Genomic DNA, 22,360 nt, shown 5'->3' with positions numbered 1-22,360 from the left:
GATGATACTGGCATTGGATGCGGGAACAACGAGTACAAGAGCAATCCTTTTTAATGAGGAGGGACAGTCCGTTGCTGCCGCACAAAAGGAATTTCCGCAATACTATCCGAAGGCGGGCTATGTAGAGCATCATGGAAATGAAATTTGGCAGGCACAGCTTGCGGCTGCCAGAGAAGCGGTGGAGAAGTCCGGGGTTGATTCTTCCGAAATCAAGGCTATCGGCATTACAAATCAGAGAGAAACGACTCTGGTTTGGGATCGGGAAACAGGTCTGCCTATTTATCCGGCCATTGTTTGGCAGTGTAGACGAACAACGGAAATGATAGAGAAAATGACAAAGGAAAATCCCTCCGTCATACAACTTATTAAGGAAAAAACAGGTTTGGTTTTTGACCCTTATTTTTCCGCAACCAAGCTTTCCTGGATTCTGAATCATGTAAAAGGGGCCCGGGAAAGGGCGGAAAAGGGAGAGCTCTGCTTTGGAACGGTGGATACTTGGCTGATATTTAATTTAAGCAAGGGAAAATGTTTTGCTACCGATTATAGTAATGCGAGCAGAACGCTTTTATTTAATATCCATAGCCTTGAATGGGATGCGGAGCTTTGCAAGCTTTTCCGGATTCCCAAGTGCATGCTTCCGGAGGTTCGCCCTTCTTCTTCCTTTTTCGGAGAGACGGACGAAGAATATTTCGGAAGAAAAATTCCGATTTGCGGAGTGGCAGGAGACCAACAGGCTGCTCTTTTCGGACAATGCTGCTTCCAAAAAGGGGATGTGAAAAATACCTATGGCACAGGTTGCTTTATGCTTATGAATACAGGAGAAGACTGCGTTCCTTCTCATCATGGCCTGCTCAGTACCATTGCCTGGGGCATTAACGATAAGGTTTACTATGCATTAGAGGGCTCTGTCTACGTTGCAGGAGCCGTGATTCAGTGGTTAAGGGATGAATTGCATCTTCTGGATGATTCCCGAGATTCGGAATATTTTGCCACGAAGGTGGAAGATACACATGGGTGCTATATCGTACCTGCTTTTACAGGATTGGGAGCACCGTATTGGGACCCGGAGGCAAGAGGCTCCATTACCGGTCTTACCCGTGGAGTGAATAAAAACCATATTATTCGAGCAGCCTTGGAATCCATTGCCTTTCAGAGCAGAGACCTCTTAAATGCCATGGAGCAGGATACCGGACAAAGACTGAGAAGCCTTAGGGTGGATGGAGGTGCTTCCGGAAATAACTTCCTTATGCAATTCCAGGCGGATATCATGCAGGCCTCGGTTATTCGTCCGTCCTGTGTTGAAACCACAGCCTTGGGGGCGGCGTATCTTGCAGGTCTTTATTGCGGTTTTTATCCATCGATGAAGAGTCTTGAGGAAAGGCATCATGTGGAGATGGAGTTCTTCCCGAAAATCCTTCGTGAGGAGAGGGAAAAGAAACTTTTGGAGTGGAAAAATGCTTTAAAGGCCAGCTTAACCGGTATAAATGGAAATAGATTAGGATAAGGGAGAGACGAGATAAAATGCAAGTAACGAATACCACCTGCACCGTTTGCAGGAGAAATTGTTTCATCAGTGTAGAACATGACGACCATGAGGTTTTTGCCGTTTATGGGAATTCCTGTCACAGAGGAAAGGAAGCAGCCATAGAAGAGGCCCTCGCAAAGGAAAAGAAATTTTTAGGAGAAATCAGGATTATCGGCGAAAAAGAACTTCTTCCCGTCCGTACGGAAGGAATGATTCCTAAGGAAAAATTCGCTGAAGCGGAAGAATTCTGTAAAAACTTCCGCATCCCAAAGCCCATCCGAATAGGAGATATCCTTGTAGAAAACTTTTTAAATACCGGAGTGCACTTAATTGCACTTAAAACGGTATCTTAGGAAAAAAGGAGTGCCTTTTCAAAAGGGCGGAATTATGCTTGGCAATTTTATAGGGACTGAAAGACAGGGGTAGTTCTCCGCCGGTGGGTACTTGCGAAAAACAAATGAAATGCAGTTTTTCGTTTAGTATCCCCTACGTGGCGAGGTTAGCGAGAGCGTGCCCCGATTCTGAGCCATACAGTGTGGAAAAGTGTATTTTTTTCGGCTCCATGTTTTTTTCTTATAATCCTATAAAATTACTAGGAATACTATTGTCACACCGGTAGTCCTGCTTTATAATGCGTGAAATGTAAGAGAGGGAGAGAAATTATAATAAATAATACTCAACTTACTGCTTAGTGGATTATGGAATATTCATATCGCTTAAGAGAGGGCGGTATAGTAGATGGAGGAATTATGGCAGATTTGCTGGACGTCAAAAATTTATCTGTTTCCGTAGAGGAAAAGGCAATACTCGATGCGATTAATTTAACTATAAATAAAGGAGAAACCCATGTTTTAATGGGACCGAACGGGGCAGGAAAATCTACACTTGGAAATGCCATTATGGGAAACCCCCGCTATACCATTACAGGGGGCAATCTTTTTTTTAACGGAGAGAATATTACGGCTGAGCCGGTAGATAAGAGGGCGAAGAGAGGGATTTTCCTTTCCTTCCAAAACCCCTTGGAGGTACCGGGTGTGAGCCTTGGGAACTTTATCCGTTCCGCTATGGAGCAAAGATTCGGAAAGAGAATCCGTCTTTGGGACTTCCGTAAGGAGCTGAAAGCCTCCATGGATATCTTGGGAATGGACCATAGTTATGCGGAAAGAGACTTAAATGTCGGATTTTCGGGCGGAGAGAAGAAGAAAGCTGAGATTTTACAGCTTCTTATGCTGAAGCCGGAGCTCGCCATTCTTGATGAAACCGATTCCGGTCTTGATGTGGATGCGGTTCGTACGGTTTCCGAAGGAGTAAAGGCTTATCAGAAGAATATGGACGGTGCACTTCTTATCATTACGCATTCCACCAGAATCCTGGAGGCGCTTAACGTAGACAAGACGCATGTTATTATAAACGGAAAAATGAAGGCTACCGGGGACGGCAGTCTGGTCAATAAGATTAATGATGAGGGCTTTGAGTCCTTCTTAGAGGGTTAAAGTATGGCAAAAGACAGAGCAATAGTAGAAGATATCGATCGCTCCCTCTATGATTTTCGCTATGAGGAAAAAGAAGGAGAGTTCTATAAGATAAAAGAGGGACTGACCGAGGATATCGTTCTTGAGATTTCCGAGAAGAAAAACGATCCGAAGTGGATGCGGGATTTTCGATTGAAGTCCTTAGAGATTTATCATAAATCGGAAATGCCGAACTGGGGACCGGATATTTCGGGACTGAACGTAGACAATATTGTAACCTATGTAAAACCGAATACGGAAATGTCTCAGACTTGGGAAGAGGTGCCGGAAGATATCAAGAATACCTTCGAGAAGCTCGGGATTCCTGAGGCGGAAAGAAAGAGCCTTGCCGGCGTTGGAGCGCAGTATGACTCGGAGCTCGTTTATCATAATCTCCAGGAAGAGGTGGCAAGACAGGGCGTTATTTATACCGATATTGAGTCTGCATTGCATGGTCCCTATGGAACAATGATTGAAGAGCACTTCATGAAACTGGTGCCTCCTACAGACCATAAGTTTGCCGCGCTTCACGGGGCGGTTTGGTCGGGCGGATCCTTTGTCTATGTTCCGAAGGGGGTCAATGTGGAAATTCCCCTGCAGTCCTACTTCCGCTTAAATGCGAAGGGAGCAGGTCAGTTTGAACATACCCTGATTATCGTGGACGAGGGTGCACAGCTTCATTTTATTGAGGGCTGCTCCGCACCGAAATATAATGTGGCCAATCTTCATGCAGGTTGCGTGGAGCTCTTTGTCGGGAAAAATGCGAAGCTTCGCTACTCCACCATCGAGAACTGGTCCAAGAATATGTATAACCTGAATACAAAGAGAGCAAAGGTAGAGGAGAACGGGATTATGGAATGGGTTTCCGGCTCCTTCGGTTCCCATGTTTCCTATCTGTACCCGATGACCATTTTAAAGGGGGACAATGCGCGTTCCCAGTTTACGGGAGTAACTTTCGCCGGAAAGGGACAGAACCTGGATACCGGAGCAAAGATGGTGCATATCGGAAAGGACACCAGTTCCTTTATTAATACTCGTTCCATTTCGAAAGGCGGCGGCATTTCCACTTATCGCTCTGCTGTAGTGATTCAGAATCAGGCAAAGAATGCGAAGTCTGCCGTTTCCTGTCAGTCCTTGATGCTCGATGACGAGTCCCGTTCCGATACCGTACCGGCTATCGATGTACGGACAAACAAGGCCGATGTAGGACACGAGGCGAAGATCGGAAGAATTTCCGACGATGCCGTTTTCTATCTGATGAGCAGAGGCATCTCGGAAGAAGAGGCGAAGTCCCTTATTGTAAGCGGCTTTGCGGACTCGGTTTCCAAGGAGCTTCCTTTAGAGTATGCGGTGGAAATGAACAATTTGATTCGTTTGGAAATGGTTGGAGCCATCGGCTAGGAAGGAGGATAGGATGAAGGAGAACCAATTTATAATCAATAAAATGCCTGTGCCTACCTTCCGTTGGTTGAAAATGAACGAGGCAAAGCTAGAAATACCGGGAGAACTTACTGCCTATCAGCCGTCTGTAGAAGGAAAGCTTCCGGAAAAGCTTAAGGAAGAAAGTGACTTTTCCGGCAGCATGAGTACGGCACTGGATGATTATTTTCGAGAGGAAAGACTTCCCGTACAGTCCTTTGTGTTGAGAGAAGGAGAGGAAAGTTCGGACTATATTCGCATGCATTTTCAAAACGGAGAAAATGCGGTGGAGCACTCCGCTTACTGTTTTACGGTAGAAGAAGGGGCAAGACTGAAACTCTTTTTGGCGATTGAATCCATGGAAGAGTCCAAGAATATGGCTTTTTTACAGGAAAAGTTCTTGCTTAAGAAAAATGCCAAGTTGGACCTTGTTGTTGCTGTAAAGAATGCGAAGGATTTTGCACATTTACAGGACTTCTCCTTTGTTTTGGAGGAAAAAGCGAAGCTGAAACTGACTTCCCTTCTTCTTTCAGGAAAGAGCCATCATATCTCCTATCAGATTGATTTAAACGGAGATAAGTCCGAGGCGGAACTGCATCTGGATTATGTGCTCTCTCAAAAGGAAAAGGCGGATTTCAATCTCGTTGTGAATCACAGGGGGAAAAAGACGATTTCCAATATCGTGGCTGACGGTGTATTGCGGGAAGACGCAGTAAAAATCTTCCGGGGTACCATTGACTTAAAGCACGGAGCAAAAGGGGCTTCCGGTACAGAGCAGGAAAATGTGCTTCTTATGGATGACTCTGTAGTGAATCAGACGATTCCCGTTATTCTTTGCGATGAGGATGATGTGGAAGGAAATCACGGGGCAAGTATCGGAAGACTTGATGAAGAGAGTCTTTTCTATATGCAAAGCCGCGGTCTTTCTTTGGAAGCGGCTTATGAGCTGGTTGCGGAAGCCCGTATGGAAAATGCGATTCACAGTATTATGGATAAAAGAGTAGAAGAGTATATAGAAGAAGAACTTCGGGGAATGAGGAGTGAGGAGGAATGATGGAAGATAGAGAAAAAAGATTGAAGAGATAAAGAGGGATTTTCCTATTTTTCAGAGTGGAAGATTCTTTTATCTGGACAATGCTGCCACTACGCAGAAACCGCACTGTGTGATGGAGGCAATGAAGCAGTATTACGAGACGGAAAATGCCAATCCTTTACGAGGACTCTACGAGCTTTCCCTTAAGGCTACTGAAGCCTATGAGAGGGCAAGAGTAAGCGTGCAGAAATTTCTAAATGCCAAAAGTCCGGAGGAAATTATTTTTGTACGAAATGCTTCAGAAGGCTTGAATTTAGTGGCACAAAGTTATGGACGCGCATTTCTGAAAGAGGGGGACGAGGTCCTGATTACCATCATGGAGCACCACAGTAACCTGATTCCCTGGCAGCAGGTTGCAAAAGAAAAAGGGCTAAGCTCACCTTCCTGGAGCCGAATGAAGAGGGGCTCATTACACTGGAAAGCTTTAAACAGGCACTGAACGATAAGGTGAAGATTGTAGCGATGGCGGAGGTTTCCAATGTTCTTGGGAACCGTCAGGATATCGAGACTTTTGTAAAGCTTACGCATGAGAAAAATGCTATTTTTGTTTGTGACGGCGCTCAGTCCGTGCCGCACAGAAAAGTGGATGTGCAAGAGATGGATGTGGACTTTTTGGCCTTTTCCGGTCATAAGGTTTACGGACCGATGGGCATCGGTGCAGTTTACGGAAAGAAAGAATTGCTGGAAAAGATGCCACCTTTCCTCTTTGGCGGAGAGATGATTGAATATGTTACGAAGGAAGACGCCACTTGGGCGGAACTTCCCCATAAATTTGAAGCCGGCACTGTAAATGTTGGCGGAGCGGTAGGCCTCGCCGCGGCGATTCACTATGTGGAAAAGCTGGGATTTTCCTTTATTGAAGAAAGAGAAAAAGAACTCTCGGTCTATCTTATGGAAGGGATGCGGGAAATTCCGCATGTGCACATTTTGGGATCCGAGAAGGGCGAAAATCACCACGGAATCATGACCTTTACGGTTGATGGGGTGCATCCTCATGATATCGCGGAGATTATGGATTCCCATAAAGTATGCATTCGAGCAGGGCACCACTGTGCCCAGCCTCTTATGAAGTTCTTGGGGACGCCCAGTACCAGTCGGGTGAGCCTTGGCTTATACAATACCAAAGAGGATGTGGATGCCTTTTTAGCCGCTTTAAAGACAATCAGAGGAGCTATGGGATATGGCGAATAATACTTATTACAACGAGATCTTAACGGAGCACAATATTCGGCCCCTCCATAAATATAAGATGGAGGGTGCGGATTTTTCGCTGGAAGGAGTGAATCCGAGCTGTGGTGACGATATTGTTCTTTACTTGAAACTTGATCAGGATGAAAAAATTGTGGAAGCCAGTTTTGACGGAGACGGTTGTGCCATTTCCCAAGCGAGCAGTGACATCATGTGTGACCTGATTATCGGAAAGAAGAAGGATGAGGCTCTTCGTCTTTCCGAGATTTTCCTTCGGATGATTCGAGGAAAGATCACGGAAGAAGAGAAGGAAGAGCTGGAAGAGGCGGGGATTCTCGAGGATATTTCCCACATGCCGGCCCGTGTGAAGTGTGCGGTTTTGGCATGGCGAACCATGGATGAAATTTTTCAGGACGCTACAGAAGGAAAGATTGACAAGTATAGCGGAAAGTTTGATTAAAACCATGGTTTGATTCATTTATAAGTGATTAACTTGTTTTTACCTCAAGATGAAGCCTGTGACACAGACCTGTTTGATTTTTCAATTTAGGATTGTTTGATTTTATAATAAACTGCTTGCTTTTTAGAGAATCTTGTGTTAAGCTAAGCAAGCTGTTTTTGACGAGGTGTGATAATGGTAGTCGGCCAGCCTGGAAAGTTGGTGCTCACGTACGTGGGTTGTGGGTTCAAGTCCCATCCTCGTCGCTAAAGGCTCTAGGTTCTTATGTTTTTAAGGATTTGGAGCTTTTTTTATGCAATTTTTCCGATTCTATTCGATATTTCTTTTCAATATACCGAAATACGATATAATAAGAATAACCGGGGGAAAGGAGGATGCATATGCTGGAATATTTGAACTTAAAGTTGGATGGACTGGGCGTAGGAGAAAGTTCTTTGAACATTTGGATGAAGAACGGTCGATTAAGATACTCCTATGATGTAGAGCAAGAAGACGGTCCTGCAATGATTTTGAACGTTTCCAGAGAGCGTGCGTCTTACTTTTTAAAAAACCTGGAGAACTTGAATCTTTATCGTTGGAAAGAACAATATTTTGGAGAGAAGAAAGAGAAGCGAAGGGAGATTTCCGCGCTTTCTTCCCGCTGGTATCTTCTGTATAAGGAGGTTGATAAGGAGGCAAGAGAGTTTCAGGGCTTAAACGATTTCCCTAAAGAGTGGGAAAGCCTGATGAGCTTAATTGCAGATCTTACGGTAGACATGGATTGCCTCCGTTTTAATGAACTTTCTGCATTCAGTCTGGATGTAAGGGACTGTCGCGAACAGATTTTATGGAATCCGCTCAGTAAGGAAGAAAATTCTGTAGAGGTAGAATATCAAGAGTTTTTGCAGATTTCCAGAACAAACAAGAAATTGATATACCAGCAGTACATTAACAATATTTTCACGGTAAAGCACGAGTACAATATACCCAACATAGTGGATTATCTGTTGGGAAATATAGAACGTTATTTTTCTACTTTTTCTGAAAAGGAGCAGGAAGATGCCGGAGAGGCATCGTCAAAGGTGATAATCAGCCTGTATTTTCAGAATGGTACAAAGCGAGTCCTGAGAAGAACTTATGACCGATACGGGTTACCGGATGATTGGGATGATTTTTTGGATGATTTTCGGAAAACGCTGGCATATCATGGCGTTTTCGGGATCCTATTTGATTCCGGATTGTATCATCACGGGGTGAAGGAAGAGGAATACATTTATCTTTCCTGTATCTTTGAACCCAATGGGAAGACTTATTATTACAGGAGTAAAGAGGATAATTTGTCCATTGGAGATTTTGTTCTGGTTCCCAGTACTAAGCAGGAAAATGCGGAAACGGTAGTCATGATTTCAGAGATTATGTATTGTAAAAAAGAGGATGTACCGTATCCTTTGGAGAAGACGAAGTTTATCGTGCGAAAGATAGACGACGGCGGGTTCTATAATTTCTTATCACAGAATAATCCGGATGAAGAAGCATAGAAAAGCTTCTTAGAAGGAGAGCAAGTGATTATTTTAATTGATTTTGAAAATACGCATGCCAGCGGCTTTCAAGGTGTAGAATACTTGGATGAGAAAGATACGTTGGTTGTGTATTACAGTGACGAAAATTCAGCGGTAAGCAAGGGTCTGGTTGAGGATTTAAGACAAAAAAATGTGCATGTCAGAATGGTTAAGCTTTTAAAACAACACAGTAATGCCTTGGATATGTATATTGCCTCTACCACGGGGATGTTTCTGGATACGGGAGAAAAAATCTGTATTGTATCAAAGGACAGAGGTTATGCCGCAGTGAGAGATTTTTGGCACAGCTTAAGAGGTGCGGAAATTCTTTTGGGAGAAACCATAGAGGAATGTTTCTTGAATTCCGTAGCAAATGATGATGAAAGAATCCGAAGAGCAAAGGACCGGAGTCAAAAAGCACTGCTGACGGAATCCTTTGAAACGATGAATAATATTCCTACCAGGCCAACTTTAAGCAGAAGCAATTATTGGAGAAGAAAAAAACAGATTAACTATGATTTAAGTAAACATTTGGCACCGGTCGAAATTTTGCCGAATCCTTTGGCAAAGCCGGAACAGGAAAACGGATATTCCGTGGAGGAAACGGAACTTGTTGATCTGGTGGAGGAAATCAAAGAAGAGCTGGCCTTAAAGAGGAATAGAGAAGAGGAGGATTCTCTTATTTTGGAATCCACTCCGGATGCGGTTTCGGATGGTTCCGAAGCTATAAAAGAAGAAATGAAGGAAGAGGGGCATATTGAGGATAAAACGGAAAGCATTCCGGAAATAAAGCATGAAAGTTTCCGAAATGACAATCCTCAGCTTATGCGCAGGGAGATGAAAAAGAACGACAATCAAGTTCGTTTTGTTTATGATCCTGTGAAGAAGGCTATGATGAAAGTGGAAGAGACGGAACCCCTGGCTTCTTCGGAAGAAAGAGAAGAGAATCATTCCCCTGTAAGCAATTTGGAACTTTCTGGTGAACATGTTGAATCGGCTCGGACTCACCCTGAGGATGTCCATGAAGAACATAAGAAGAGAAATAATCGAAGAAGAGGCGGACGGAAGAAGGAAACAGAAAAAAAGCTGTCTATAAGCGGGGAAAAGGAAGAGGAAAAGAAGGATAAGCAAGTTAAGACCGCCCCAAAGGATGAGGTAAAAGAGTCTGTAGCGGCTAAGAAGAATATAGAAAAAGAAGAGCAGGTGTCGGAAGGCAAAAAGGACGCTGTAAAAGAAAAGCGGTCTCAGACAAGCAAGAAAGATATGGAGAAAGAAAAGAAGCCTGCATCGACCAAGAGGGGAAGAAAGAAAGTAACAAAAACTGTATCCTTGAAACAAGAGTCGGAAGAGAAGCAAACATCGACAACGACTGAAAACAGGGCAAAACAAGAGGAGAAGGCGGAAGGAAATCAAGAGAATACTGTAAAAAGAAGCAGGAGAAGAAACAATACACAAAAGAGTAAAAAGAAGGAAGAGGGTTTGAACGTTCAAGAGAGTACAAGTGCTGAACCTGTAGATAAGAGCAAGGAGTAGAAAAAGAAGAAGCGAGTATCGGGTGTAAAACCTGCAATACTCGCTTTTCCTTTTTCTACTTATGACGAGTATCGCTCGCAAAGCGTGTGTTATCTCGTTTGGAACTTTAAATTTCGAATTAAGTTTTGAAAATCATCGGGCAGAGGAATTTCAAAATTTTTTCCGGATAGTGGATATAAAGCATTGTTTTCCTGGATTTCTGGAAAACTGAGGGAATAGGCGTGTAAGAGTTGTCGATGGACGCCTTTTTTTCGATATTCCCTGTTTATTTCTTGCTCACCATATTTCTCATCACCCAGAATGGGATGCTCAAGAAAGGCAAGCTGACTACGAATTTGATGTGTTTTTCCGGTTATCAACTGAACGGAGAGAAGTGAAAACAGCTGTTCCCGATCCCGGTATTTTTGAATGGTGGAAAAGATAGCACGAATATGTTCTCCTTCCCCTTCTTGTACCTGTATCACCTTATTGATTTTAGCGTTCTTTCGAATAAAGCTTTCTTGTAAGCCGTCTTCCTGAAAGTCACCGACGACAAGCGCCTGATATCGTTTTTGGATTTTGTGCTCCTGAATCAATTTGCCTAAATTCTGTGAGGCTGCTAAAGTTTTTCCAAATAGAATCAGTCCGGAGGTATTACGATCCAATCTGTTGGCTATACCCGGACGAAAGGTTTCCCTTGTTTCGCTGCTTTGCTCTCCTTTTTCCAAAAGATAGGAGGAAAGTAGGGAATTTACAGATAAAGTGGACTTCGCGTCATTTTCGGATAAAAGACCTGCCGGCTTATTGAAAATAATGAGGTTTGGATCTTCGTAAACGATAAACTTCTTGTAGAAGTCGCTCCAAATGCCTTCTTCCACTTTCGGCAACGAACATAGCTTTTGCAGGCTTTCTTCACTAAAGTAGAGTTGAACTTTATCTCCGGAAGATAAAAGTTCCTTTCCGTTTGCTTTTTTCCCGTTTAAAAGAATATTCTTTTTCCGCAGCATTTTATAGAGAAATGCATCGTTCTGCCCTTTAAAAAATTTTTGTAGAAGCTTTAAGAGCTTTTGCTCTTTTTCATTTTCCGAAACCAAAATTTCGCGCATGTGTCACCTATATAGCTTTCTAAGAAGCAGTAAGAGAAACTCGTCAGGAATTATTTGAGAAAGAACATAAAAAACCTTCATAGGAAAACCGTAGATGGAAAGCGGTCGATCCAGAACGCTGTCCACCAGGGCGGTCTTGGCTACTTTCTTGGGATTAGCCATAAAGAAGGATTTGATTGCTTTTAACTTACTCTCATTTCCGGCTACAGAGAAAAAGGCGGTATCAACCGGACCGGGACAAACAGTGGTAACGCCGATTTCTTTATGCTTCAGCTCCTCTCTTAAAGAAAGAGAAAAGGAGTAGACATAGGCTTTTGTTGCGGCATAAACGGAAAATTCTCTTTGGGGTAAAAAAGCGGCAGCGGAAGCAAATTGAATGATTCTGGATTTTCTTCTCATATAAGGAAGGGAATAGAGGGTGAATGCTGTCAGTGCTTTTATGTTTAAGTCAATCATATTTAATTGCTCTTCAGAAGAAAGACTGCAAGCCTCCCCCAGTTTTCCGAAACCGGCGGCATTCACCAAAAAAAGAATTTTGGGATTTTCTTTTCTCAAAGTTTCTTTATATTGAGAAAGGCTTTCCTTTTTTGTTAAATCATAAGGAAAAATCTTCACTTTTCGAAAGAATAGATGAGATAGCTCGTCTAAGGCGGACTTATTCCGTGAAAAGAACCAAAATTCCTGAATTGCCGGAATCCGGTCCTGTAATAAAAGACAAAGTTCTCTTCCGATACCGGAACTCGCGCCGTTAATCACTGCAACATTCATAGTATACCTCTAAAGTATCCCCGATTTATGTAAGCAAAACGGAAACAGCCTTCGCATAGGAAGCGGGGAAATCTTGTAAAAAACATGCATGAACTAAGATACAATCACTTATATAGCAAAAAAACCTAAAATACAAAGTATTTTTAGGTTTCTCTTCTGCGGGAGATGGGACTTGAACCCACACGCCCAACCGGACACAAGATCCTTAGTCTTGCCTGTCTGCCATTCCAGCACTCCCGCGCAACAGAGTGATACTAACATAATGTTGCTCTATATGCAAGAACTTTTTTGAAAAAAGATACGCAATCGAGAGATACAAAGAAAGTATTAAATTCTTAATTGTGATAGATAGAATATTTTTATTTGACTTCTTTTTATCTGCTGCATAGTCTTGTGATAGAAGTGTTTCAACAATCTCTAAAGTAAAACAGTTTCAAAATAGTTTCATATTTCGAAATATTCCATATTGATTTCTTTCTATCCAAGTATTCAGAAAAATCTGCTTTTTTCTATGCAAAGCATTCAGAAAAATCTACTTTTTTGTATTAGACCATTTAGAAAAAATTCCGAATAAAGTATTTTGGCACATAAACTATTATAGACTTGTTTCTTTTTCGTTTTAAAGCTTTCCAATTCCAAGGATTTAAAAAGTTTTTTCAATTCTATTTTCAATTTCAGTAATTTCCAATTCATAAATAAGGAGGCTGCTATGTTGGCAAATGTATACTCGGCGGGTCTCATTGGACTGAATGCCTGTCTTTTTTCAGTTCAAGTGGATGAATGCAATGGCTTACCCCGCTCTATTATTGTGGGAAATGTATCGCCGTCTGTTCGAGAGGGACTGGAAAGGGCCATTATTGCTTTGAAAAACAATGGCTTTGAATTACCTCCAAAGAAAATCACCATCAATATTCAACCGGCAGATGTAAGAAAAAACGGAACTTCTTTTGATTTTGCGATTCTTGCAGGCATGTTCATTGCAACGAACGTAAAAGAGTATCCGTATCATAATTATGCTTTTCTGGGAGAACTCGGATTGGATGGAGAAATTAAGCATATTCCGGGAGTGCTTCCCATGACTCTTGCCATGGAAGAAGCGGGGATAGAAGGGGTATTTGTGGGAAAGGAAGATGAAAAAGAGGCTTTGCATTGTAAGAAATTGAAAATCATTGCCCTATCGTCTGTTCGGGAATGGATAAAAATTCTATATCCCTTTTTGATTAAAAAACCATCTCTAAACAGCTTGGAAATGAAGCTGAAAGGAAGGCGAAAAATTGAGGTCAAGAAGCCCTGTATTTCACAAAATCAAACGAAGAAGATTTGTATGGGTTTTCCGCCTTCCGCTAAAGATAATAAAGTACAAAAGGAGATTGCCGACTTTAGTGACATTGCCGGGCAAGAAGCGGGAATTCGCGCCTGCGTCATTGCTGCTTCCGGTATGCATGCCATGCTTTTTTCGGGACCTGCCGGCAGTGGAAAAAGTATGTTGGCAAGACGGATTCCCGGGATTTTGCCGAAGCTTTCCGAAGAAGAAAAGCTGGAGGTAAGTAAAATCTATTCCATTGCCGGTGACTTATCCGGAGAAGAGGGACTCCTTCAAGAAAGACCGTTTCGGGCGCCTCATACAGCTATCAGCCAAAATACACTTTTGGGAGGAATGATAGGGGGAAACTTGGTCCCCGGTGAACTTGCACTTGCCACGAAGGGGGTTCTGTTTTTGGATGAGTTGCCCCTCTTTCGTAAGGAAACCATAGAGGCTCTACGTAGTCCTTTAGAGGAAAAGGAAGTTGTACTGCATCGCTTGCATCAAGTATTTTCCTATAAAGTGGATTGTATTTTGGTTGCCGCGATGAATCCCTGCCCCTGCGGTTTTTTTCCGGACAGAAATCGCTGTCACTGTACACCCGGACAGATTCGTGCCTATCAAAGAGGAATTTCCAAGCCGATTTTGGAGAGAATTGATATTTCTTTGGAATTGCCTCCGGTACCTTTGGAAAATGCCTTGGGAAAGGAGAAGAAATTTTCTTCGGAAGAATTAAGTAAACAGGTAATCGAAGCAAGAAGAAGACAAAAGGAGCGCTTTAAGGCAGAGGACTATATAGATTGGAACAGTCAGATGGGCCCAACGGAACTGGAAAAATATTGCTTTCTCGGCAAGAAGGAAGAAGACTTTATGAAAAAGGTTTTTGCATTAAAAAACTTGTCAATGAGAACCTATCATAAGGTTTTAAAGGTGGCAAGAACCATAGCGGATGTCGAGGGAAAAGAGAATATTACCATAGAGCATTTGGCGGAGGCGGTAAGTTATCGAATCGTAGAGGAAAATTTGTATTAAGGGGGAAAATATGCGGGAAATCTTAGCGATGGAAGATGGCTTTCCGGAAAGACTCAGAGAGATACCGGACAGCCCGAAATGCATTTATCTGATAGGTTCTCTGCCTGAAAAGAAAGAACCGACGGTTGGTATTATCGGCGCAAGAAACGGGACGGAATACGGGAAAAAAGTTGCTTTGAGTCTTGCTCGGGAGCTTGTTGCTTACGGTATAGGAATAGTCAGCGGGATGGCTTACGGAATTGACAGTGCAGCACATAGAGGGGCATTGGAGGGAGGCGGGAAAACCTACGCGGTTTTGGGTTCCGGTGCGGATGTATGTTATCCCGCGGTCAATCAAAAGCTCTATGAGGAAATTGCAAAGACGGGAGGGATTATTAGTGAGTATGCACCCGGGGCTCCTCCTCTACCACACCATTTTGTTGAAAGAAATCGTTTGATTGCCGGTCTATCCGACGTTCTGATTGTGGTTGAGGCAAGGGAACGTTCCGGCACATTTATTACCGTGGATCGTGCATTGGAACAGGGAAAACAGGTTTTTGCGGTACCCGGTAGGATTAGCGATGCGCTCTCCAAGGGGTGTAATAAATTGCTTATGGAGGGAGCGGGAATCTGTCTGTCCCAAGAGGATATCCTGCACTGTTTTTCTATAGAAGCAGGAGAGAAGAAGCAAGCGGAAATCCATTTGAATGAAGAAGAAAATAGGGTTTATCAGGCCTTACGCTTGGACGGAAAACATATTGATTGTTTGGCAAAGGAATTAAAGATGTCCGTAGAAAAACTGTATCCCATATTGATTGGACTTGAACTTTCGGGCTATTGTGAGTCTAAAGGAAACACCTATTCCCGTAGAAGTTTGTAAGGAAAAGCATCTTAGCCTTGCAATTTTTTTCTTCATCGTTTATATTGTCCACGTTTTTATAAGAAAAAGGAACGGAATAGGAGGAGAGGCTTTTCATGGCAGATAACTTAATTATTGTAGAGTCTCCGGCAAAAGTTAAAACAATAAGCAAGTTTTTGGGAAAATCATACACGATTGACGCAACAATGGGGCACTTGATTGATATGCCCAAGAGTTCCCTCGGAGTGGATGTGGAGAATCACTATGAACCAAAGTACATTACCATTCGAGGAAAAGGGGATCTCTTAAGTAAGTTAAAAAAAGAAGCAAAGAAAGCCGATAAGATTTACTTGGCAACCGACCCGGACCGTGAGGGTGAAGCGATTAGTTGGCATTTGCAAAATGAGCTCCTGAAAGATGAGAAGAATAAAAAGAAGATTTCTCGTATCAGTTTCAATGAAATTACAAAAAATGCAGTGAAAAACGCCTTAAAAAATCCGAGAGAAATTGATATGAATCTGGTTAACGCACAGCAGGCCAGAAGAGTAATGGATCGTTTGGTGGGATATACCATCAGTCCTTTGCTTTGGCAAAAGATTCGAAAGGGGCTTTCTGCAGGAAGGGTTCAGTCCGTTGCATTGAAAATGATTTGTGACAGAGAAGCAGAGATTGCAGCCTTCGTGCCCGAGGAATATTGGACACTGGAAGCAGCCTTCAGCGTGGGAAAGAAGACTCTTGAAGCAAGCTTTTACGGAAAAGAAAAGCGAATTCCTTTAGACAAGGAAGAAACGGTAAGTGCTATTATAAAGGAAATTGGTAAGAGTAAGCTTACTGTAGTCGAAAAGAAACAGGGAGAGAGACGGAAAAAAGCGCCTCTTCCTTTCACGACATCCACTTTGCAGCAGGAAGCGGCTAAGCTCCTGTCTTTTCCGACCCAGAAGACCATGCGTATTGCACAGAAGCTATACGAAGGCGTAAATGTGAAGGGGAGAGGTGTTGTAGGTCTTATTACGTACTTAAGGACCGATTCCACCCGTATTTCGGATGAGGCGCAGCAAGCAGTTCTGGAAAAAATTCGTACAGAGTATGGCGAGGACTATTGTCAGAAGAAGAACAGAGAAGAAAAGACGGATGTAAAGATTCAGGATGCGCACGAAGCAATTCGTCCGAGCTACCTGGAAATTACGCCTTTTGAGGCAAAAGACAGTCTGGAAAAGGATGAATACAAATTATATCAATTGATTTATAAGCGCTTTGTAGCATCCAGAATGGAAAGCGCGGTTTATCAGACGGAAACCATCATGCTTTCCGCAAAAGACTATATTTTTACATTGAGCGGAAGTAAGCTGCTTTTTGACGGTTTTCTTGCAGTATATATGTCCGAGGAGGATAAGGCGGAAAAAAATGTAATGCTTCCGGCCATGGAAGTAGGAGATTCCTTCTCGGTAAAGGAATGGATAAAGGAACAGCATTTTACACAACCGCCTGCACACTTTACGGAGGCATCTCTTGTTAAAGCATTGGAAGAGGGAGGTATAGGCAGACCATCTACCTATGCGCCGACGATTGCCACTTTGCTTTTGAGAAGGTATGTAACCAAGGAAAAGAAAAATATTTTTGTTACGGAGCTTGGCAATGCAGTGAATGAGATGATGTCTCAGAATTTCCCGACGATTGTGGACAAGGCTTTTACGGCGAATCTGGAGTCTTTACTGGATTCTGTGAGTGTGGGAGATACACAGTGGAAGACGATTATAGAGAATTTTTATCCGGATCTTTCCACTGCTGTCGAGAAAGCCAGAGAAGAAGTCAGTAAGGTGGACATAAAAGAAGAAGAAACAGATGTTATTTGTGATAAGTGCGGACGAAAGATGGTCTTAAAATACGGTCCCCACGGAAAATTCCTTGCTTGTCCCGGTTTTCCGGAATGTAAGAATACAAAACCCTATGTGGAGTATGCCGGATTCCTATGTCCTACTTGCGGGGCGGAGTGCGTAAAGAAGAGAAGCAAAAAGGGAAGGATTTTCTATTCCTGCTCTCGATATCCGGAATGTGAGTATATGACCTGGCAAAAACCGAAGGATGCCGTAAGCGGTGAGAAAAAAGAAGGAGAAATCATGGCGTAAAATCCCTTGCAAAGCCGAGACTATTTTGTTATAGTAATCTCTGCGTCTTTTTAAGGCGAGTTTTTTACTGCCTATTTTGGGCAGGCAAGATAGAAGCAAATCGGCTTCTACTTGTAAGGAATGAACACCCTATATAAAAAACCGACGGTGTCTTTTAAGATGATTTCGGTGTGCACACAGTGTATAGGGGAAGAGAAACCAAGGAGGTATCAAATGAGTGCAATTGGAATGAAGCAGTTACTGGAGGCCGGTGTACATTTTGGACATCAGACAAGAAGATGGAACCCCAAGATGGCTCCTTACATCTACACAGAGAGAAACGGAATCCACATTATTGATTTACAGAAGACTGTAAAGTTGGTGGATGACGCTTACAACGCTCTTTCTCAGATCGTTGCAAACGGCGGAACCGTTCTTTTCGTAGGAACCAAGAAGCAGGCTCAGGATGCTGTAAAGGCAGAGGCTCTTCGTTGCGGAGAGTTCTATGTAAATGAGCGTTGGCTCGGCGGAATGCTTACAAACTTTAAGACCATCCGTTCCAGAATCCAGAGATTAAAGGATATTGAGAAGATGGCTGAGGACGGAACATTCGATGTTCTTCCGAAGAAGGAAGTTACCCTTTTAAAGAAGGAGTGGGCTAAGCTTGAGGCGAACTTGGGCGGAATTAAGGACATGAAGAGAACTCCGGATGCGATTTTTGTTATCGATCCGAAGAAAGAGAAGATTTGCATTCAGGAGGCGCATTCTTTAGGAATCACTCTTTTCGGTATTGCGGATACCAATGCGGATCCTGAAGAGCTGGATTATATCATTCCGGGAAATGATGATGCTATTCGTGCTATTAAGCTGATTGTTGCCAAGATGGCGGATGCCGTTATCGAAGCAAAGCAGGGCGATATGACGGAAGAAGAGGCTGCTTTAGCAAGCAGTGAAGAGAACTTCTCCGAAGAGGAAGCATAAGGACAATGAATCTCCCTTCTGCACTTTGCCTTTGGCTTAATGCAGAAGGGTTTGTTTATTCATAAAGAATGTATAAGTCTCGTTTCATTAAAAAAGGAGGAAAGTAACATGGCAGAAATTACAGCTGCATTGGTAAAAGAGTTAAGAGATATAACCGGAGCAGGGATGATGGCTTGTAAGAAGGCTCTTACCGCTACGGATGGAGATATGGACAAGGCTGTAGATTATTTGAGAGAGCAGGGACTTGCCGGAGCGGAGAAGAAGGCGGGAAGAATTGCTGCTGAGGGCGTTTCCTTTACGAAGCTTTCCGCGGACGGAAAGAGCGGCGTGGTTGTAGAAGTAAATTCCGAGACGGATTTCGTTGCGAAGAATGAGAAATTCCGTACTTTCGTGGATGAAGTTGCTGCACAGGCACTCACCAGCAATGCAAAGGATATCGAGTCTTTCCTTGCTGAGAAGTGGGCTCTTGACCCATCCAAAACCGTTTCCGAGCAGCTTTCCGCTACCATTTCCGTAATCGGAGAGAATATGAACATTCGTCGTTTCGAGAAGCTGGAAGAGCAGAAAGGTCTTGTACAGGATTATGTTCACTCCGGCGGAAGAATCGGTGTACTTCTTCAGGTGAAGTCTTCTGTAGTCAATGATGCGATTAAGGAAATGGCTAAGAATGTAGCTATGCAGATTGCGGCATTGAATCCGAAGTATATCACTCGTGCTGAAGTGGATCAGGATTATCTGAAGAACGAGAAGGAAATCCTTCTTGTTGCTGCAAAGAATGAAAAGCCGAATGCTCCGGAGAAGGTTTTACTCGGTATGGTTGAGGGAAGACTGAATAAGGAGTTAAAGGAAGTTTGCCTTGTAGATCAGGTTTACGTTCGTGCAGAGGACGGAAAACAGACTGTAGGGCAGTATGTAGAGAGCATTGCCAAGCAGGCCGGAGCGGAGCTTTCCTTAGTTCGTTTTGTTCGTTTTGAGACCGGTGAAGGACTCGAGAAGAAGAACGAAGACTTCGCTGCAGAGGTTGCTGCACAGATGAAGTAAGGCTTAGGGCTAGGCGATATCGAGCCGAATTTGCTCTTTGTCTTAGTGAATTCGTAAAAAAGGGGGGATTTCCCCCTCTTTTTTAGGGAGTAGTAAGTTCCCAAATAAAAAAGGAGTGGAATTATGAAAAAAAGACTTGTTTTGACAACAGCAGCGATTCTTTCTTTGGGATTGCTGGCATCCTGCGGCGGAAAAAAGGCCGAGGAGACAACGGCTAAGGCTGAAACAACTGCAGCGGCAACGGAAAAAGCCGGAGAGACCACTGCAGCTGCAACAGAGGCTGAAAAGGCAAAGTCCGATTTAGGCGGAGAGCTGAATATTGTAGCAACTTCCGAGGACTATAAGAAGCTTTTTGATAAGTTCACGGAGGAGACCGGAATTAAGACCAACTTGCTTTCCAAGTCTTCCGGAGACGTGCTTAGTCAGCTGAAGGCGGAAGGCGGAACACCGTCTGCGGATGTTTGGTTTGGCGGCGGAATCGATGCTTTTATGAGCGCAAAGGACAACGGCCTTTTAGAGAAAATTGATTTGGACAGTGCAAATGATTTTGCTACAGGTTATGTAGATCCGGATCACTACTGGTATACAAAGGGCGTTACCGTTGTCGGCTTTATCGTAAATGATGAGCTTTTAAAGTCCAAAAATGCAGAAGCCCCGAAGACTTGGGACGATCTTACCAATGCTTCCTACAAGGATGAGGTTTTGATGTCCAACCCTGCTGTATCCGGAACAAACTATGGTGTGGTAAATGCCATGTTACAGAAGAAGGGCGAAGAGGAAGGTTGGAAGTATTTCACTGCTTTAAATGAGAATGTAAAGTACTATTCCAAGAGAGGCGGTGATCCCAGAGAGAAGACCGCCCAGGGTGAAGTAGCCATCGGTATCACCCCGATGGATAAGAAGACAGAGAAGCTTGCGACAGAGAAAAACTGTTCTTTAGTCTATCCGGAAGACGGAATTCCCTATGTTCCGGAAGGAGTAGCCGTATTTAAGGGCGCAAGTAATGTTGAACAGGCCAAGGAATTCTTAAACTGGTTGTATAACAGTGAGGATAACCTGAAGGAGCTGGCTGAAATTGATGGAAAGAATACCATCAAAGTAGTACTTCCCAAGCTTTCAAACGTTGAGCTTTCCTTTGATACCGCTAAGCTTATGAAAGAAGATTTATCTCTCTTCGGTTCTCAGAGAGACAGCATCTTACAGAAGTGGGAGACTCTTGCCGGATCCAAGAACGAGGCTTAAGAGATGGCATTTTTGCATAGAAAAAGGGTGGATTTATCCACCCTTTTTTCAAAAGATAAGCATTCAGACTTTCATACTAAGGAATACGGAAATCCATTCTTTTGGATTTTTGTTTTTTTATTGTGTTTTCCCTTGGCATTATTTATTGTTTATCCGACCCTGCTCCTGTTTATTCAAGCGTTTCAAGGAGAAAACAGTTTTGCGGTTTTTTCGGATGTTTTACAAAGATATCGTCTTGCATTTTGGAACAGTATAGAAAGTTCTTTTTTTTCTGCGTTTCTCTCCACGATATTCGCTTTTTTCTTGGCGTACGGGATTTTACAGCTTAAATCCAATATACAAAGAATCTGCTTAATCATCCTGTCCATCAGCCTGGTGTCTCCCCCTTTCATTTCCTCTCTGTCTTTTATCAGCTTATACGGAAGACGAGGACTTATCAGTTACAGGCTTCTTAAATTATCTCTGGATCCCTACAATAAATATGGTGTGATAGGGATGCAAAGCCTGCATTTTACCTGTTTAAATATTTTGTTTTTTATCCATGCCTTGCGCGCTATGGACGGGAAATTATTTTATAGTGCAAGAGATTTGGGAGCCGGTCCTTTATCTATAGTAAAGGATATTGTTTTGCCACTTCTCAAACCTGCCTTTTTAGCGAGCTTTTTTATTAGTTTTCTGAGAGCCTTGGCAGACTTCGGTACTCCCGTTATTATCGGTGGAAGATATAGTACCCTGGCTTCGGAGATTTATCTGCAGTTAATCGGATATTCCGATTTTCAAAAGACAGCGATGATGAACATTCTTTTACTTTTCCCTGCTCTCTTTTCTTTTTATTTCTACAGAAGAGCCATGGAGCAGAGCAATAAGTGGAACGGAGAACAAAAGGGAAGAATCCGTCCGGACTTTCCTGCAAATTTTCTGATCAGAACAGTGCTTTCTATTTTGTTATGCTTATTCTTTTTGTTTGAATGTTTGCAATATCTCTCTATTTTTCTTTACGGCTTCCTTCGATTCGATCAAGGCGAGGTGCATTTTACTTTGGAAAATATGGGGGAACTGTTTCAATATAACCTTTCCACGATGTATTTAACACTGGCCTTATCCGTAATAACCGGATTTTTCGGTAGTTTCTTTTCCTTTGTTTTGGCCTATATTGTGGAGAGAAAGCTTCCGTTCGGTAAGAAAACAATTGATTTTGTTCTGTCCCTGCCTTATCTTTTGCCCGGAACCTGCTTTGGCCTTGCTTATATTCTCGCCTTTAATAAAGCCCCTTTTCGACTTACGGGAACAGTATGGATTATTCTTTTTTCTCTGATTTTTCGTCAGATGCCGCTCGGGAGTCGTATGGCATCAGCAGCAATCAGTTCCTTGCCGAAAAATATGGAAAGAGCGGGGAGAGACTTGGGAGCAAACCCGATAAGAGTGTTTTTGGACATTCTGTTTCCGATTCTTCTTCCAAGCTTTCTATCCTCAGTCTATAATCAGTTTACACAAAGCCTGACTACAATGGGAGCGGTTATCTTTCTGATTTCAGCAAAATATAAGGTGCTGGTTTATACGCTTTTTGACGCCATTAATCGAGGCAGTTATAATGTGGCGTCGTTGATATCCGGTATAATGATTCTACTGTCTCTGGCTTTTTATTTGCTTTTGGAGGGATGTAGATTTTTAGCAAAGAACAGATATTAAGAAAGAATG

General features: G+C 42.9%; 17 protein-coding genes, 2 tRNA genes and 1 pseudogene. 17 read left to right on the top strand and 3 right to left on the bottom strand.

Annotated elements, in window-relative coordinates; genetic code table 11:
* The first annotated feature begins 1 nt into the window (after window position 1).
* The 10 genes and pseudogenes from glpK (at window position 2) to HMPREF9124_RS07405 (ending at window position 10,267) form a co-directional block, all read left to right on the top strand.
* Entirely contained in the window at window positions 2-1,504 is a 1,503-nt protein-coding gene (gene glpK, locus HMPREF9124_RS07445; RefSeq protein ID WP_009429847.1) for a glycerol kinase GlpK, read from the top strand.
* Between the two features lie 17 nt (window positions 1,505-1,521).
* Entirely contained in the window at window positions 1,522-1,878 is a 357-nt protein-coding gene (locus HMPREF9124_RS07440) for a DUF1667 domain-containing protein (RefSeq protein WP_009428146.1), read from the top strand.
* A gap of 396 nt (window positions 1,879-2,274) precedes the next feature.
* Complete coding sequence (gene sufC / locus HMPREF9124_RS07435) at window positions 2,275-3,018, top strand: Fe-S cluster assembly ATPase SufC (RefSeq protein ID WP_009428812.1); 744 nt, start codon at window positions 2,275-2,277, stop codon at window positions 3,016-3,018.
* A gap of 3 nt (window positions 3,019-3,021) precedes the next feature.
* Window positions 3,022-4,437: a Fe-S cluster assembly protein SufB gene (sufB, locus tag HMPREF9124_RS07430; protein ID WP_009428221.1), complete on the top strand. Its 1,416-nt coding sequence runs from the start codon at window positions 3,022-3,024 to the stop codon at window positions 4,435-4,437.
* Window positions 4,438-4,450: 13 nt separating this feature from the next.
* Entirely contained in the window at window positions 4,451-5,509 is a 1,059-nt protein-coding gene (locus HMPREF9124_RS07425; protein WP_009427851.1) for a SufB/SufD family protein, read from the top strand.
* Between the two features lie 112 nt (window positions 5,510-5,621).
* A pseudogene (locus HMPREF9124_RS07420) lies at window positions 5,622-6,739 on the top strand (aminotransferase class V-fold PLP-dependent enzyme).
* On the top strand, window positions 6,729-7,196 hold the full coding sequence (sufU, locus tag HMPREF9124_RS07415) for a Fe-S cluster assembly sulfur transfer protein SufU (protein WP_009428515.1): 468 nt from the start codon (window positions 6,729-6,731) through the stop codon (window positions 7,194-7,196). The pseudogene HMPREF9124_RS07420 and the gene sufU overlap by 11 nt, the downstream one beginning before the upstream one ends.
* 160 nt (window positions 7,197-7,356) lie before the next feature.
* Window positions 7,357-7,441: transfer RNA gene (locus HMPREF9124_RS11990), tRNA-Ser, on the top strand.
* Window positions 7,442-7,576: 135 nt separating this feature from the next.
* Window positions 7,577-8,713: a hypothetical protein gene (locus tag HMPREF9124_RS07410; RefSeq protein ID WP_009427796.1), complete on the top strand. Its 1,137-nt coding sequence runs from the start codon at window positions 7,577-7,579 to the stop codon at window positions 8,711-8,713.
* Window positions 8,714-8,737: 24 nt separating this feature from the next.
* On the top strand, window positions 8,738-10,267 hold the full coding sequence (locus HMPREF9124_RS07405) for a PIN domain-containing protein (protein WP_009429906.1): 1,530 nt from the start codon (window positions 8,738-8,740) through the stop codon (window positions 10,265-10,267).
* A gap of 89 nt (window positions 10,268-10,356) precedes the next feature.
* Here HMPREF9124_RS07405 and HMPREF9124_RS07400 read toward each other — a convergent pair whose 3' ends face one another.
* From HMPREF9124_RS07400 to HMPREF9124_RS07390, 3 genes are all read right to left on the bottom strand, one after another.
* Window positions 10,357-11,352, bottom strand: coding sequence for an RluA family pseudouridine synthase (locus HMPREF9124_RS07400; protein WP_009429326.1), 996 nt, complete (start codon window positions 11,350-11,352; stop codon window positions 10,357-10,359).
* A 3-nt stretch (window positions 11,353-11,355) separates the two neighbouring features.
* Window positions 11,356-12,120: an SDR family NAD(P)-dependent oxidoreductase gene (locus HMPREF9124_RS07395; RefSeq protein ID WP_009428645.1), complete on the bottom strand. Its 765-nt coding sequence runs from the start codon at window positions 12,118-12,120 to the stop codon at window positions 11,356-11,358.
* Window positions 12,121-12,277: 157 nt separating this feature from the next.
* A tRNA-Leu gene (locus tag HMPREF9124_RS07390) sits at window positions 12,278-12,360 on the bottom strand.
* Between the two features lie 469 nt (window positions 12,361-12,829).
* Here HMPREF9124_RS07390 and HMPREF9124_RS07385 point away from each other — a divergent pair.
* The 7 genes from HMPREF9124_RS07385 (at window position 12,830) to HMPREF9124_RS07355 (ending at window position 22,351) form a co-directional block, all read left to right on the top strand.
* Window positions 12,830-14,455, top strand: coding sequence for a YifB family Mg chelatase-like AAA ATPase (locus HMPREF9124_RS07385; RefSeq protein WP_009428592.1), 1,626 nt, complete (start codon window positions 12,830-12,832; stop codon window positions 14,453-14,455).
* Between the two features lie 10 nt (window positions 14,456-14,465).
* A complete protein-coding gene (gene dprA, locus HMPREF9124_RS07380; RefSeq protein ID WP_009427806.1) occupies window positions 14,466-15,314 on the top strand; it encodes a DNA-processing protein DprA in 849 nt (282 codons plus the stop codon).
* Window positions 15,315-15,409: 95 nt separating this feature from the next.
* Window positions 15,410-17,419, top strand: coding sequence for a type I DNA topoisomerase (gene topA / locus HMPREF9124_RS07375; RefSeq protein ID WP_009429851.1), 2,010 nt, complete (start codon window positions 15,410-15,412; stop codon window positions 17,417-17,419).
* A gap of 213 nt (window positions 17,420-17,632) precedes the next feature.
* On the top strand, window positions 17,633-18,379 hold the full coding sequence (rpsB, locus tag HMPREF9124_RS07370) for a 30S ribosomal protein S2 (protein WP_009429121.1): 747 nt from the start codon (window positions 17,633-17,635) through the stop codon (window positions 18,377-18,379).
* A gap of 108 nt (window positions 18,380-18,487) precedes the next feature.
* Window positions 18,488-19,420, top strand: coding sequence for a translation elongation factor Ts (tsf, locus tag HMPREF9124_RS07365; protein WP_009428700.1), 933 nt, complete (start codon window positions 18,488-18,490; stop codon window positions 19,418-19,420).
* A gap of 123 nt (window positions 19,421-19,543) precedes the next feature.
* Window positions 19,544-20,662, top strand: a complete 1,119-nt coding sequence (locus tag HMPREF9124_RS07360; protein WP_009429230.1) for an ABC transporter substrate-binding protein — start codon at window positions 19,544-19,546, stop codon at window positions 20,660-20,662.
* Between the two features lie 3 nt (window positions 20,663-20,665).
* Window positions 20,666-22,351 (top strand): ABC transporter permease, encoded by a 1,686-nt coding sequence (locus HMPREF9124_RS07355; protein ID WP_009429979.1) that lies wholly within the window; start codon window positions 20,666-20,668, stop codon window positions 22,349-22,351.
* The last annotated feature ends 9 nt before the right edge of the window (window positions 22,352-22,360 follow it).

This window comes from Oribacterium sp. oral taxon 108 str. F0425 (genome assembly GCF_000214455.1).
GTDB lineage: Bacteria > Bacillota > Clostridia > Lachnospirales > Lachnospiraceae > Oribacterium > Oribacterium asaccharolyticum.
The sequence above is the reverse complement of the archived record's forward strand: the minus strand, read 5'-3'. Positions and strand labels throughout refer to the sequence as shown.